At 72.4% G+C, this 12980-nt stretch carries 14 protein-coding genes; 6 read left to right on the forward strand and 8 right to left on the reverse strand.

The annotated features are described in order from the left end of the window. Window positions 1-22 precede the first annotated feature (22 nt). Window positions 23-358 carry a DUF6343 family protein gene (locus ACZ434_RS13665; RefSeq protein WP_468455127.1) on the reverse strand — a complete coding sequence of 112 codons (336 nt, stop codon included), beginning with the start codon at window positions 356-358 and terminating at the stop codon, window positions 23-25. 136 nt (window positions 359-494) lie between these two features. Here ACZ434_RS13665 and ACZ434_RS13670 point away from each other — a divergent pair, with 136 nt between their 5' ends. Next, window positions 495-902, forward strand: a complete 408-nt coding sequence (locus ACZ434_RS13670; protein WP_468455129.1) for a DUF2267 domain-containing protein — start codon at window positions 495-497, stop codon at window positions 900-902. Between the two features lie 11 nt (window positions 903-913). Beyond that, entirely contained in the window at window positions 914-1555 is a 642-nt protein-coding gene (locus ACZ434_RS13675) for a dienelactone hydrolase family protein (protein WP_468455131.1), read from the forward strand. Between the two features lie 87 nt (window positions 1556-1642). Here ACZ434_RS13675 and ACZ434_RS13680 read toward each other — a convergent pair whose 3' ends face one another. The 6 genes from ACZ434_RS13680 to ACZ434_RS13705 form a co-directional block, all read right to left on the reverse strand. Then, window positions 1643-2647 (reverse strand): polysaccharide deacetylase family protein, encoded by a 1005-nt coding sequence (locus ACZ434_RS13680; protein WP_468455133.1) that lies wholly within the window; start codon window positions 2645-2647, stop codon window positions 1643-1645. 25 nt (window positions 2648-2672) lie between these two features. Further along, a complete protein-coding gene (locus ACZ434_RS13685; RefSeq protein ID WP_468455135.1) occupies window positions 2673-3686 on the reverse strand; it encodes a glycoside hydrolase family 11 protein in 1014 nt (337 codons plus the stop codon). 341 nt (window positions 3687-4027) lie between these two features. Beyond that, window positions 4028-4651, reverse strand: a complete 624-nt coding sequence (locus tag ACZ434_RS13690) for an Rv1733c family protein (protein WP_468455137.1) — start codon at window positions 4649-4651, stop codon at window positions 4028-4030. 36 nt (window positions 4652-4687) lie between these two features. Beyond that, the gene (locus ACZ434_RS13695) at window positions 4688-5491 is read right to left on the reverse strand and encodes a rod shape-determining protein (RefSeq protein WP_468455139.1); all 804 of its coding nucleotides are present in this window, start codon (window positions 5489-5491) and stop codon (window positions 4688-4690) included. Further along, complete coding sequence (locus ACZ434_RS13700; RefSeq protein WP_468455141.1) at window positions 5488-5856, reverse strand: TraR/DksA family transcriptional regulator; 369 nt, start codon at window positions 5854-5856, stop codon at window positions 5488-5490. Before ACZ434_RS13700 ends, ACZ434_RS13695 begins: the two co-directional genes overlap by 4 nt. Window positions 5857-5899: 43 nt before the next feature. Continuing rightward, window positions 5900-6226: a TraR/DksA family transcriptional regulator gene (locus tag ACZ434_RS13705; protein WP_468455143.1), complete on the reverse strand. Its 327-nt coding sequence runs from the start codon at window positions 6224-6226 to the stop codon at window positions 5900-5902. 273 nt (window positions 6227-6499) lie between these two features. Here ACZ434_RS13705 and ACZ434_RS13710 point away from each other — a divergent pair, with 273 nt between their 5' ends. Genes ACZ434_RS13710 through secD form a run of 4 tightly spaced genes read left to right on the forward strand, consistent with a single transcriptional unit; the run spans window position 6500 to window position 10955 of the window. Next, the gene (locus tag ACZ434_RS13710) at window positions 6500-7486 is read left to right on the forward strand and encodes a HAMP domain-containing sensor histidine kinase (protein ID WP_468455145.1); all 987 of its coding nucleotides are present in this window, start codon (window positions 6500-6502) and stop codon (window positions 7484-7486) included. Further along, the gene (locus tag ACZ434_RS13715) at window positions 7483-8169 is read left to right on the forward strand and encodes a response regulator (RefSeq protein WP_468455147.1); all 687 of its coding nucleotides are present in this window, start codon (window positions 7483-7485) and stop codon (window positions 8167-8169) included. The genes ACZ434_RS13710 and ACZ434_RS13715 overlap by 4 nt, the downstream gene beginning before the upstream one ends. Continuing rightward, entirely contained in the window at window positions 8166-8582 is a 417-nt protein-coding gene (locus tag ACZ434_RS13720; RefSeq protein ID WP_468455149.1) for a hypothetical protein, read from the forward strand. Before ACZ434_RS13715 ends, ACZ434_RS13720 begins: the two co-directional genes overlap by 4 nt. A 42-nt stretch (window positions 8583-8624) precedes the next feature. Next, window positions 8625-10955: a protein translocase subunit SecD gene (secD, locus tag ACZ434_RS13725; RefSeq protein WP_468455151.1), complete on the forward strand. Its 2331-nt coding sequence runs from the start codon at window positions 8625-8627 to the stop codon at window positions 10953-10955. Between the two features lie 67 nt (window positions 10956-11022). Here secD and ACZ434_RS13730 read toward each other — a convergent pair whose 3' ends face one another. Further along, the gene (locus ACZ434_RS13730; protein WP_468455311.1) at window positions 11023-12927 is read right to left on the reverse strand and encodes an ABC transporter ATP-binding protein; all 1905 of its coding nucleotides are present in this window, start codon (window positions 12925-12927) and stop codon (window positions 11023-11025) included. Window positions 12928-12980 lie beyond the last annotated feature (53 nt).

The following is a 12980-nucleotide window of genomic DNA, read 5'->3' on the forward strand; positions in this document are numbered from 1 at the left end:
TGCGCCCGGCCCGGCGGCCGGTTCAGCCGCGGGTGCCTCGTTCGCGGCGCAGGCGGCGCACGACGACGACGAGGTCCACCAGGGCCGTCAGGGCGAGGAAGCCGCAGACGACCGAGAGGAAGATCAGCGGACCCCGGCCGGGGCTGTCGCCCGGGCCGGCGTCCGCGGCCCAGACGGCGAAAAGGGCGCAGCCCGCGACGAAGAGCGGCAGGAAGACCGAGGCGAGCAGCAGGCGCAGGCCCAGCGGGCTGCGGGCGGTGACCGGCTCGGTGCCGGTCCGGGGAAAGCGCCGGCCGATCGTCCCGGAACGGGAGCGGGGGACCTGGTTTCCGGCCCGGTCGGTACGTTCGTCGCGCATGCCGTACACCTCCTCGGCCTCCTTCGGAGGGTACGGGTAGCCCTCGGCACCGGGGACAAACCGGTATCCGGTGCCCGCTTTCGGGTACTCGCCGCGGACGACCGCACCATCGCACCATGAGGAAGGACGCCACCTCATGCAGCACGATGAGATCATCGGAAAAGTGCAGGCCCTCACCCGGCTGCCGGACCGCGGATCGGCCGACATGGCGACCCGTGCCGTGCTGACCACGCTGGCGGAACGGCTGCCGTCCGGTCTCACGGAGCACGTGGCCGCGCAGCTGCCACCGACCCTGGGCTCCCCCATGCGACAGGCGAAGGAGACCACCCCCGGGGACGAGCGCTTCGATCTGACCACGTTCGCCGGACGGATCGCCGGCCGGGCGGAGACGGACGAGGACGCCGCCGTACGGGAGGCCGCCGCCGTACTGGAGGTGCTGGACGCGGCGCTCGCTCCGGAGCTGACGGAGAAGGTGGTCGCGGCGCTGCCCAAGGACATCGGAGGTCTGCTGCCGGCCGGGCGTGCCGCCGAGGAATCCGACTGAGGGAGCGCGGCATGGTGTCCGCATCCGTGACGGTTCCCTCGGGCGGGGCGGTTCTCGCCGGTGATCTGGAGATACCGGCCGGGGTCCGCGGGATGGTGCTGTTCGCGCACGGCAGCGGCAGTTCGCGGCACAGCCCCCGCAACCGCGCCGTCGCCACCGGCTTGCAACTGGCGGGGCTGGGCACGCTGCTGCTCGACCTGCTGACCGACGAGGAGGCGGGCCGGGACGCGGAAACGGGAGAGCACCGGTTCGACATCGGGCTGCTGTCCCGGCGTCTGGCGCACGCGATCGACTGGCTGGAGCAGCGTCCGGACACCGCGGACCTCCCCGTGGGACTGTTCGGGGCCAGCACGGGCGCGGCTGCCGCGCTGGTGGCGGCGACGGAGCGGCCCCAGCGGGTGTCGGCGGTCGTCTCGCGGGGTGGGCGTCCGGATCTGGCGGGGGACGCGCTGGCGCTCGTCGCCTGCCCGGTGCTGCTGGTCGTCGGCGGTGACGACGGGACGGTCCTCGGACTCAACCGCCGGGCCGCGGAGCGGCTGCCCGGTGAGCACCGCGTCCATGTGGTGCCCGGCGCGACACATCTCTTTCCCGAACCCGGGGCACTGGAGGAGGTCACCGGACTCGCCGCCGACTGGTTCCTCGGGCATCCATGAGCGGCCATCGATGAGCGGGCATCCGTGAGCGGGCGTGCGGCGAGCCGCGGCGTGGTGCGTGCCGCGGCTCGCTCCCGGTTCGGCGGTTCAGCCGGTGGTGCAGGAGACCGTCGGCCAGGTCCAGTTGCCGTTGGTCCGGATCGTCACCCCCCAACGGTTGCCGCTGCCGTTGGACTGGGCGACGAGCGTCTGACTGTCGGGGTAGGAGGCGCTGACGTTCCAGGTCGCCGAGACCTTCGCCGGTGACGGCACGTTCATGGTCACGGTCCAGTTGTCGGCGCCGCTGACGGAGACGTCGAGGTTGTAGCGGTCGCCCCAGCGGCTGCCCGCCGACAGGGTCGCGGCGCACGAGCCACCGCCGCCACCGCCCCCTCCTCCCCCGCCGCCGGAGCCGTCGGGGGCCACCGCGCGGCCGGTCCGCGGGGAGATCATGCCGGAACACAGGCCCCGGGAGGCGAGGTTCTGCGCGATCCGCGGGATCGCGGCGATGGTGTTGGCCGGCCAGTCGTGCATCAGGATCACCTGGCCGTCGGTGAGCCGGGAGGCCGCCTGCACGATGGCGTCGGTGCTCGCGTTGTTCCAGTCCTGCGAGTCGACGTCCCAGATGACCTCGGTCAGGCCGTACTTGGCCTGGACGGCGCGCAGCGTCGCGTCGGTCTCGCCGTACGGCGGCCGGAACAGTTTCGGTGTGCCGCCGCCGGCGTTCGCGATCGCCTGCTGGGTGCGGGCGATCTCCGAGTCCATCTGGGACTGGCTCAGCCGGGTCATGTGGGGGTGGGTGTAACTGTGGTTGGCGACCCACATGCCGGCGTCGACCTGGGCCCTCACCAGGGAGGGGTTGGCGGCGGCGTACTGGCCCTGGTTGAACATCGTGGCCCGCAGTCCGTTCTGCCCGAGCGCGTCGAGCAGCCTGGTGGTGGAGCCGGTCGACGGACCGTCGTCGAAGGTGAGTCCGACGTAGCCGTTGCAGGCGGCCGCCCGCGCCTCGGGCGCGTGGACGGCCGAGGTCGCGGTTCCCGCCACGGTCAGTGCGGCGACGGCCAGGCCCGGGACCAGGTACCGGGTGACCGGCTGTCGTTTTCCGGTGCTCATCTGAGGGGTCCTCCTCGTGCGCGGGTCAGCCGGCGCTGCAGGAGACCGACGGCCAGGTCCAGTTGCCGTTGGTCTGGATCGTGGCGCCCCAGTTGTTGCCGCTGCCGTTGGACTTGGCGACGAGCGTCTGGGCGTCGGGGTAGGACGCGCTGACGTTCCAGGTGGAGGAGACCTTCGCCGGGGAGGGGACCCGCATCGTCACGGTCCAGTCGTCGGCGCCGCTCACGGAGACGTTGAGGTTGTACCGGTCGCCCCACTGCTGACCGGCCGACAGGGTCGCGGTGCAGCCGCCGGTGTTGCCACCGCCGCCACCGCCGCCACCGCCACCGCCACCGCCGGAGCCCTCGCTCACGGTGATGTTGGACCTGCCGCTGCTCTGGTAGCCCTCGGTGGCCATGATCATGTAGTTGTGGTTGCCCAGGTTCATGCCGTGGCGGGCCCAGGCGTCGAAGTGGTTGCCGCTGGTGATGGTGCCGCCCGTGCGCTTGGACTGCCGGACGCTCCAGTACTGGTCGAAGGTCCTGGTGCCCTCGATGGAGGGGGCGTTGTGCCGGGTCGTCTTGTAGATGTCGTACGTGCCGCCGTCGCTGGTGACGGTGCCCTTGTACTCACCCGTGGGCCGGTAGGTGCCCCAGTTGTCGACGATGTAGTACTCGATGAGCGGGCCGGTGGTCCATCCGTAGAGCGTCAGGTACGCGTTGCCGGACGGGTTGAAGCTGCCGGAGTAGTTGACGGTCTTGCGGCCGCCGGTGCTCCAGCCCTTGCCGGCGACGAAGTTGCCGGTGTTGCTCCACTGGGTGCTGTAACCGCCGCCGGAGCCCAGGTCCATGGAGACGGTTCCCTGGGCGTCGGTCCAGAACGAGTACCACCAGCCGTTGTTGGTGCCGGTCTGGTTCGTGGAGATGACCGGAGCGGCGGTCGCGGTGGTGGCGGTCAGGAGCAGGGCGCTGACGGCGGCCAGCACGACGGTCCAGACACGATGGACGCTGAGCATCGGACGGCCGCGTCTACGGCCCCCGGGGTGGGCGAACACGTTCATGTGGTGCGCCTCCTGTGACGGCTCGGTGGGGGGAGGTCGATGCCGGACAGTGTTGGCCTGTGCGCGTCAACCGTCAACAGTTTCGGTGAATGTTTCGAAATCTTCGCTTGATCGGGAAACGAGAAGGAATCACGTAACCCCAGGTGATAGCGGCTGATGAACCGGTCGATCAGAGGGGTTCAACTCCAGCGGACTCCACACCTGCGAAGACCATGAATGCGGACGCGAAACTTTCGACGGGGCTGGTCGCACACCACACACCGGAGCCCGGGCGCCAGTTCGGCGTCCGGGCTCGGCGACCGGCGACCGCCACGCGTTCCCGTCGGAACGGTGGCGCCGGCTCACGTGGGTGTCGTCCAGCGGGGGGCCGTCTCCGCCCAGGCCGTGTCCCAGCGGGCGAGGTCGCGGCGGCGCAGCACCAGGCCGGTCAGGAGGTGGGCGGCGGCGCCGGTGAGCGCGACGCCCACGGCGGCGAGGAGGGACCAGCCGATGGTGCGGCTGCGGACCTCCTTGGACGTCAGCGGAGGCTCCGTCGCCTCGCCGTCGGAGGTGATCCAGATGCGTACCGTGTTGTCGGCGGTCAGTCCGGGGCGGACCTCCGCGCGTGTGGTGCGGGTGCGGCCCTCGCGGGTGACGACCCGGACCTCGACCGGGTAGCGGGTGTGCTTCTCCTCGTCCGAGCCCGGCTCCGGGTGGCGGGGCGCGTCCCGGATGAGCGTCGCGTCCGTCTCGTACCGGGTCTGGAGCTGGTGGCGGGCGGTCTCCTCGTAGTGGCCGCGGGCGGCGTCGCCGACGAGGACGGCGGCCACGGGCGCCACGGCCAGGACGGTGACCAGCACGCCGAGGCCGATCCAGGTGCGCAGCCGGTCGGTGCGACGGCGCAGGGGGTTGTGGCGCCGGCGCCACGGCAGAACGCGCGGGGGCGGGCCGGGGGCCTGCGGTGCCGGAGGTCTCTCACCCGCCACGTGGTCTCTCCCTTCGTGGTCGCAGGCGGCCGGGGTTCAGGGCGCTCCGGTGACGGAGGGGTGGTGGTGGGCGGCGGCGAGGAGCCCGGCGGCGCCCCGGACGGCGGCGGTGTGCGGGGACGGCACCGGCTGGACCGCGCAGCCGAGGCCGTCGGGCAGGTCGCGGGTGATGTCGGGGCGCAGCGCGCCGCCGCCGGCCAGCAGGACGCCACGGCGCAGGGCGGTGCGGGTGAGGGCGGTGCGGTCCTGTCGCAGCATCGCCGTCACCATCCCGGTGACCGCTTCGGTGATGAGTCCGGGTTCCGTGCCGTCGGAGAGGTCGCCGGTGCCGAGCGCGGTGCGGCGGGCGTCGGTCACCGCGCCGTCCGCGAGCAGCACCACCTCGGTGAGGTGGGCGCCGATGTCGACGACCAGCAGCGGGCGGATGTGGTCGGCGCCCGCGGCCAGGGCCACCGCCCGTGCGCCGGGAACCGTCACCACGGAGCGCGGGCGGAGGATCTCCACGGCCGTACGGGCCGCGGTCCGGAAGGCGAGTCCGTCCAGGACGGGTGCCGTGACGACGACCATCGGGCGGCCGATCCTGGGCATCCGGTGCCCGAGCAGCCGGTCCAGCATGCGGGCCGTGCCGGCGGTGTCGACGATGGTGCCGCGCTGGATGGGGTGGACGGCACCGGTGCCCGGGAAGGTCACGGTGGGGACGTCGAGGACCATGCCCCGTCCCGCGATCCACGCGCGAGTGCGGGCGCTGCCCAGGTCGAGAGCGATACCTGAGCAGCGCCGGCACAGCGGCCAGTGCCGGTGACGCACGGGAGCCGGCCGGGGGTGCCGGATCACGGTCACCGGCCGGCCTCCCTCACCTGCTGGCAGCGCCCGCAGTAGCGGGCCTGGGGGACGATCAGCAGGCGGTGGCGTTCGACCTGGCGGCGGCAGAGATGACAGGTGCCGTAGCTCCCGGAGTCCATCCGGGCGAGCGCCGCCTCGACGTCGGCGAGCACCATGCGCGCGGAGGCGGCGAGTTTGACGCCGACCTCGATCTGGGCGGCGTCCGCCCGCCGGCGACGGTCGTCGTCGCGGGTCGTGGAGGCGAACTGCCGCAGCTGCTCCTGTCGGAACAGCCGCTGCTCGTGCAGGTTCTCGCGCAGCGCGGCCAGGTCCTCGGGGGTGAGGACGGTGTCGCGCTCGCCGATGGTCTGGTGGGTCACCACTGCACCCCTTGGGCAGAGCGGGGAGGAACGGGACGGTGGCGGGTCAGGCCGCGCGGCTCTGGCAGGCGACGCAGTACCGGGTGTGGGGCAGGATCTCCAGCCGCTCCGGCGGGACCGACTTGGAGCAGCCGAGGCAGGTGCCGTAGGTGCCGTCCTCGACCCGGGCGAAGGCCTCGTCGATCTCCGTGAGGACGCGCTTGATGGCGTCGACCTGGTTGGACATCAGGTGGTCGCCGGGGCTCTGACCGGTTTCGTCGAGAGCCTTGAGCTGCGCGAGACGGGTCGTTCGGGCGTGTTCGAGCCGCTGACGGACCTCGTCCGCGGCCGGGAGAACGGAGCGCGGTTCGGTGCGGGGCAGGTCGAGCGACACGGAGGGGCCTCCTCATGACGTACGGATGTTGTCCTCAGCCTCGCCCTTTTCCGGCTTGGGGCCCATTGGGCGCGGTACCCATCTGTGACGGGTCCGAGGACCCACCCCGTGCGGCGTGGGCCGGGCGGGCCGCCGAAAATGGGGTGTGCGGCCCATCGACCGGGGCGGCCCCGGTGGTGCACACTTCCCGCTTGTCCGCCGGGACGACGGGGGCCGCCGCCGCGGGAGAATGCGCGGTGACCGACAGTAGAGGCAGACAAGAAAGAGGAAGGCGTGACCTCCGTGTCCCTGTACTGGCGGATCTTCGGGCTCAACGCGGTGGTGCTGGGCAGTGCCACCGCGCTGCTGCTGTTGGCTCCGGTGACCGTCTCCGTACCGGTGCTGCTCACCGAGGCGGTCGTCCTCGTGGGCGGACTCGCGGTCATGCTGGTGGCCAACGCGGCGCTGCTGCGCATCGGGCTGACCCCCCTGGACCGGGTGACCCGGCTGATGTCCACCGTCGACCTGCTGCGCCCGGGCCAGCGGCTGCCCGAACGCGGGGGCGGAGAGGTGGCCGAGCTGGTCAGCTCCTTCAACGCGATGCTGGAGCGGCTGGAGGCGGAGCGCGTCGCGAGCAGCGCCCGTGCCATCCTGGCCCAGGAGGGCGAGCGGCGCCGTATCGCCCAGGAGCTGCACGACGAGGTCGGGCAGAGCATGACCGCCGTGCTGCTGGCCCTGAAGCGGGCCTCGGACGAGGCGGCCGAGCCGCTGCGCGGTGAGCTCCAGCAGGCGCAGGAGATCACCCGGGAGAGCCTCGACGAGGTCCGCCGGCTGGTGCGGCGGCTGCGTCCGGGCGTCCTGGACGACCTCGGCCTGGTCAGTGCGGTGACCTCGCTGGCCACCGAGTTCGCCACGCACACCGGGCTGCTCGTGCGGCGCCGCTTCGACGCCGATCTTCCGGTGCTGGACCACGAGACGGAGTTGGTGATCTACCGTGTGGCGCAGGAGAGTCTGACCAACGCCGCCCGGCATGCGGAGGCGCGGAGCGTGGAGGTGAGCCTGCGCGGGGACGGCGGCGGTGTCGTCCTCGAGGTGGCCGACGACGGGCGCGGCATCGGTGCCGCCCAGGAGGGTGCCGGTCTTCGCGGGATGCGGGAGCGGGCGCTGCTGATCGGGGCCGAGCTGGACATCAGGAGCCCGGACAGGACCTCCGTCACCTCCGTCACAGGAACCGGGACACGTATCCGCCTCACCGTGCCCGCCGTCAGGAAGCAGTCATGACCCATCAGGAACCCCCCGCGGATCAGCGGGCGCAGCCGAAGATCCGGATCCTGCTCGCCGACGACCACGCGCTGGTGCGGCGTGGCGTCCGGCTCATCCTCGACCGGGAGCCGGACCTGGAGGTGGTGGCCGAGGCCGGTGACGGTGCGGAGGCGATCGCCATGGCCCGTACCCATGACGTCGACCTGGCGGTCCTGGACATCGCCATGCCGCGGCTGACCGGTCTGCAGGCCGCGCGTGAGCTGACCGCGCTGAAGCCGGGGCTGCGCATCCTGATGCTGACCATGCACGACAACGAGCAGTATCTGTTCCAGGCGCTGAAGGCGGGTGCGGGCGGCTATGTGCTGAAGTCCGTCGCCGACCGTGATCTGGTCGCCGCCTGCCGGGCCGCGATGCGGGACGAGCCGTTCCTGTACCCGGGGGCGGTCACCGCCCTGATCCGCAACTACCTCGACCGGGTGCGGCACGGGGAGGAGGCGCCCGAGCAGCTGCTGACGCCCCGCGAGGAGGAGGTGCTGAAGCTCGTCGCCGAGGGCCACTCGTCGAAGGAGATCGCCGAGCTGCTGTTCATCAGCATCAAGACGGTGCAGCGGCACCGCGAGAACCTGCTGCACAAGCTGGGGCTGCGGGACCGGCTCGAGCTGACCCGTTACGCCATTCGCGCCGGGCTCGTCGAACCTTGACCGCCGACCCGCGGGGGCACTCCCCCCGCCTCACGCTCCGTGCTGCCGCGGCCGGCTTCGCCGCGTTCGCGGCCGTGCTGCTGGCCCTGGGCGTCACCGGCGGTGTCGAGTTCGCCGCCCGGGCCGGGGCGTCCGCTCCCCCGGCGTCGCCCGCCCCGGCGTCGTACTCCTCCGACACCCGTCCGTACAGCGACGACGCCTACGTCTGTGCCCGTGCCCTGCTCACCCGGCTGGAGCGGGATGCCGGTGAGCGGACGGTGCACGCCGGGCATCTGCTGTTCACCGCGGCGTACGCGCCGTCGATACCGCCCCGGCCGGCGCGGCCCGCGCCGGTGGCCGGGCACGTGCCGTACGCGGCCGCGTACGTGCCGTCGGACCTGGGGCGGGCTCCGCCCGCCGCCTCCAGCACCTGACATTCCCCGTTCCCTCTTTCCGCGTGCCTGCTGGAGGCATCTGTGAAACGTCCCGCCCGCTTCAGGGCGTTGTTCGCGCTCGCCGTGATCGCCGCATCCGTGTTCATCGCCGTCACCGTTCCGGTCCGTCTGGGTCTGGATCTGCGGGGCGGCACCCAGATCGTGCTGGAGACCCGTTCCACCGAGACCGTGAAGGCCGACGGGGAGGCCACCGACCGCACCCTGGAGGTGCTGCGCGGGCGCGTCGACGCGCTCGGTGTGGCCGAACCGAGCATCGTCCGCTCCGGCGAGAACCGGATCATCGTCGAGCTGCCCGGTCTGCAGGACCCGCGGCAGGCCGCCGACGTCCTGGGCCGTACGGCCCAGCTCTCCGTCCACTCGGTGCTCGGCGCCGCCACCGAGGCGGACAAGCCGGCGGAGAAGGGCGAGCAGATCCTTCCCGACGAGTCCGGTGAACGGCTGCGGCTCGCCCCCGCGTCCCTCAGCGGCCAGGACGTCGAGGACGCCGAGGCGCTCTTCGACCAGCAGACCGGCGCCGGCTGGCACGTCATGGTGGACTTCAAGGACGACAAGGGCTGGGCCAAGCTGACCGGTGAGGCCGCCTGCCACCCCGCGGGTGACCCGAAGCGCCGGGTCGCGATCGTCCTGGACGACAAGATCATCTCCTCGCCCCAGGTCGACCCGTCCGTCTCCTGCGGCGCGGGCATCACCGGCGGGTCCACGCAGATCACCGGTTCCTTCACCAGCGACGAGGCCAAGGAACTGGCCCTGCTGGTCAAGGGCGGCGCCCTTCCGGTGCCGGTCGAGACGGTCGAGCAGCGGACGGTCGGCCCGACGCTGGGCGCCGAGGCCATCGAGGCGAGTGCCTGGGCGGCCGTCGTCGGCACCGCGCTGACCGCGATCTTCATCATCGTCGTCTACCGGCTGATGGGTGTGCTGGCCACGCTGGCCCTGGCCTGCTACGGCCTGATCGCCTACGCCGGTCTGGCGGCGCTCGGCGCCACGCTGACCCTGCCCGGTCTGGCCGGTTTCGTGCTGGCCATCGGTATGGCGGTGGACGCCAACGTGCTGGTCTTCGAACGGGCCCGGGAGGAGTACGGCAAGCGCAACCGGCCCAGCAGCCGCTCGGCCCTGACCGCCGGTTTCAAGGGCGCGTTCAGCGCCATCGCGGACTCCAACGTCACCACGCTGATCGCGGCCGTGCTGCTGTTCCTGCTGGCGTCCGGCCCGGTGAAGGGCTTCGGCGTCACCCTGGGCATCGGTGTCATCGCGTCCATGGTCAGCGCCCTGGTGATCACCCGGGTGCTGGCCGAGTTCGCCGTGGCCCGCAAGTGGGTGCACCGGCGGCCGGCGTTCACCGGTCTGGCCTCCATCGGCCGGGTCCGCAGGTACCTCACCCGCCGCAATCCGCAGCTGATGCGGCGTCCGCGCCGCTGGCTCGCCGTGTCCGCCGTCGTCCTCACCGTCGCCGCCGCGGGCATCGTGGTGCGCGGGCTGAACTTCGGTGTGGAGTTCACCGGCGGCCGGCTGATCGAGTACTCCACCAGCACCACCGTCGACCCGGACCGCGCCCGCGAGGCGCTGGCCGACGCCGGTTTCCCGCAGGCCGTCGTGCAGTCCTCCGGCGACAACAACCTGACGGTGCGCACCGAGGAGCTGACCAACGCCGAGGCGGTCGAGGTCGCCGAGGCGATCGACGAGGTCGGCGGCGGGGCGGAGAAGGTCCGGGACGAGCTGATCGGCCCGAGCCTCGGCGACGAGCTGCGCCGCAACGCGCTGATCGCGCTCGGTCTGGCCCTCGCCGCCCAGCTGGTGTACCTGGCCTTCCGGTTCCGCTGGATGTTCGGCACCGGAGCGGTGGCCGCGCTCGCCCACGACGTGGTCATCGTCACCGGCATCTTCGCCTGGCTGGGCAAGCCGATCGACGGGGTGTTCCTGGCCGCGCTGCTCACCGTGATCGGTTACTCGGTGAACGACTCCGTGGTGGTCTTCGACCGCATCCGCGAGCTGTGGCGGAAGGAGCCCAAGGAGCCGTTGGCGCAGGTCACCAACCAGGCGATCCTGCAGACGGTGCCGCGGACGGTCAACACCGGTATCGGTGTGATCTTCATTCTGGCCGCGTTGGCGCTGCTGGGCGGCGACTCGCTCACCGACTTCGCGCTCGCCCTGCTGATCGGCATGCTCGTGGGCACGTACTCGTCGGTGCTGACCGCCTCGCCGCTCGCCATCGAGCTCGAGGCGCACTCCGGTGACGGCAAGGGCGGCCGGGGGCGGGGCCGTGGTCGCGGCCGTTCCCGCGGCGGGTCCGGCCGGGCCAGGTCCGGCGCCGTGAAGGAGGCGGGCCGCGCGAAGGCCACCGGCGCGGTGAAGTAACCGTACGCACGCCGCCGCCGGCCCCGTTTCCCGGGCCGGCGGCGGCGTGCTGCCGCGGCGGGGAGTCCTACGCCGCCGCCGGCTCGCCGCGCCCGTCCTGCGGGGCTTCTCCCGCCGGAGCGTGGGCGAACTGGGTGCGGTGCAGCTCGGCGTAGCGGCCCCCGGCGGCGAGCAGCTGCCGGTGCGTGCCGCGTTCCACGATCCGGCCGGCCTCGACCACCAGGATGAGGTCGGCCGCGCGGACCGTGGACAGCCGGTGCGCGATCACCACCGCCGTCCTGCCCTGAAGTGCCTCGCCGAGCGCCTCCTGGACCGCGGCCTCGGAGGTGTTGTCCAGATGGGCGGTGGCCTCGTCCAGGATGACGACCCGCTGGCGGGCCAGCAGCAACCGCGCGATGGTCATGCGCTGGCGTTCCCCGCCGGAGAGCCGGTAGCCGCGTTCTCCGACCATCGTGTCCAGGCCGTCGGGCAGGGCCCGTACGAGGGTCTCCAGGCGCGCCCTGCGCAGGGCGTCCCACAGGTCGGGCTCGGTCGCGTCCGGCCGGGCGAGCAGCAGATTGGCGCGGACGGTGTCGTGGAAGAGGTGTCCGTCCTGGGTGACCATGCCGAGGGTGGCGCGCAGCGACGCGGCGGTCAGGTCGCGGACGTCGACGCCGCCCACGCGTACGGCGCCCGAGTCGACGTCGTACAGCCGCGGCAGCAGGGCCGCGACGGTCGACTTGCCCGCGCCGGAGGAGCCGACGAGGGCGACGGTCTGCCCCGGCTCGGCGCGGAAGGAGATGCCGTGCAGGACCTCCTCGCCGCCGCGCGGGTCGAGGGCGGCGACCTCCTCCAGGGAGGCCAGGGAGACCTTCTCGGCGGACGGGTAGCCGAAGCGGACGTCGTCGAACTCGACGGAGACCGGGCCCTCGGGCACCTCGCGGGCGTCCGGCCGCTCCGTGATCAGCGGCTCGAGGTCCAGGATCTCGAAGACCCGCTCGAAGCTGACCAGCGCGCTCATCACCTCCACCCGCGCCCCGGCCAGTGAGGTGAGCGGTGCGTACAGCCGGGTCAGCAGCAGCGCCAGCGCCACCACCGCGCCCGGCTCCAGGACGCCGCTGAGCGCGAGCCGCCCGCCGAGCCCGTAGACCAGGGCCAGGGCGAGGGCCGAGACCAGGGTCAGCGCGGTGATGAACACCGTCTGCGCCGTGGCCGTACGGACGCCGATGTCACGGACCCGGCGGGCGCGCACCGCGAACTCCTCCGACTCCTCCTCGGGGCGGCCGAACAGTTTCACCAGGGTGGCGCCGGGCGCGGAGAACCGCTCGGTCATACGGGTGCCCATGGCCGCGTTCAGGGCGGCGGCCTCGCGCTGCATGCCGGCCATGCGGCGGCCCATCCGGCGGGCCGGGACCACGAACACCGGCAGCAGCACCAGCGCCAGCAGCGTGATCCGCCAGGACAGGGTGAGCATCACCGCGAGGGTGAGCACCAGGGTGACGATGTTGCCGACGACGGTCGACAGCGTGTTGCTGAAGGCCCGTTGGGCGCCGATGACGTCGTTGTTGAGACGGGAGACCAGCGCTCCCGTTCGGGTGCGTGTGAAGAACGCGACGGGCATGCGTTGGACATGGTCGAACACCGCCGTCCGCAGATCGAGGATGAGTTCCTCGCCGAGCGCCGCCGACAGTCTCCGGCCGAGGATGCCGAGGGCGGCCTCCACGATCGCGATGAGCGCGATGAGCAGGGCGAGGCGGACGACGGTGGCCCCGTCCCCGCCGGACACGATGGTGTCCACCACCCGCCCGGCGAGCACGGGGGTGGCGACGGCGAGTGCCGCGGTCGCCGTGCCGAGCAGCACGAACAGGGTGAGCCGGCGGCGGTGCGGGCGGGCGAAGGCGGCGATACGGCGCAGCGTCGCCCGCGTCACGGGGTGGTGCTCGTCCTCGGCGGACATGACGCCGCGCAGCTGTGTCCACGCTGTGGTCTCCATGCTCATGAGTGCGAAGGTAGAACCTCGACCATGATTGAGGTCAAGGGCGGTAC

The organism is Streptomyces sp. NPDC030893 (assembly GCF_055571535.1).

What these genes read in the sequence shown, in the direction of transcription:
- ACZ434_RS13685 (WP_468455135.1), bottom strand. Translation starts at nt 3,686, where the DNA reads ATGAACGTGTTCGCCCACCCCGGGGGCCGTAGACGCGGCCGTCCGATG.
- ACZ434_RS13675 (WP_468455131.1), top strand. Translation starts at nt 914, where the DNA reads ATGGTGTCCGCATCCGTGACGGTTCCCTCGGGCGGGGCGGTTCTCGCC.
- ACZ434_RS13670 (WP_468455129.1), top strand. Translation starts at nt 495, where the DNA reads ATGCAGCACGATGAGATCATCGGAAAAGTGCAGGCCCTCACCCGGCTG.
- ACZ434_RS13665 (WP_468455127.1), bottom strand. Translation starts at nt 358, where the DNA reads ATGCGCGACGAACGTACCGACCGGGCCGGAAACCAGGTCCCCCGCTCC.
- ACZ434_RS13680 (WP_468455133.1), bottom strand. Translation starts at nt 2,647, where the DNA reads ATGAGCACCGGAAAACGACAGCCGGTCACCCGGTACCTGGTCCCGGGC.
- ACZ434_RS13730 (WP_468455311.1), bottom strand. Translation starts at nt 12,927, where the DNA reads ATGGAGACCACAGCGTGGACACAGCTGCGCGGCGTCATGTCCGCCGAG.
- ACZ434_RS13715 (WP_468455147.1), top strand. Translation starts at nt 7,483, where the DNA reads ATGACCCATCAGGAACCCCCCGCGGATCAGCGGGCGCAGCCGAAGATC.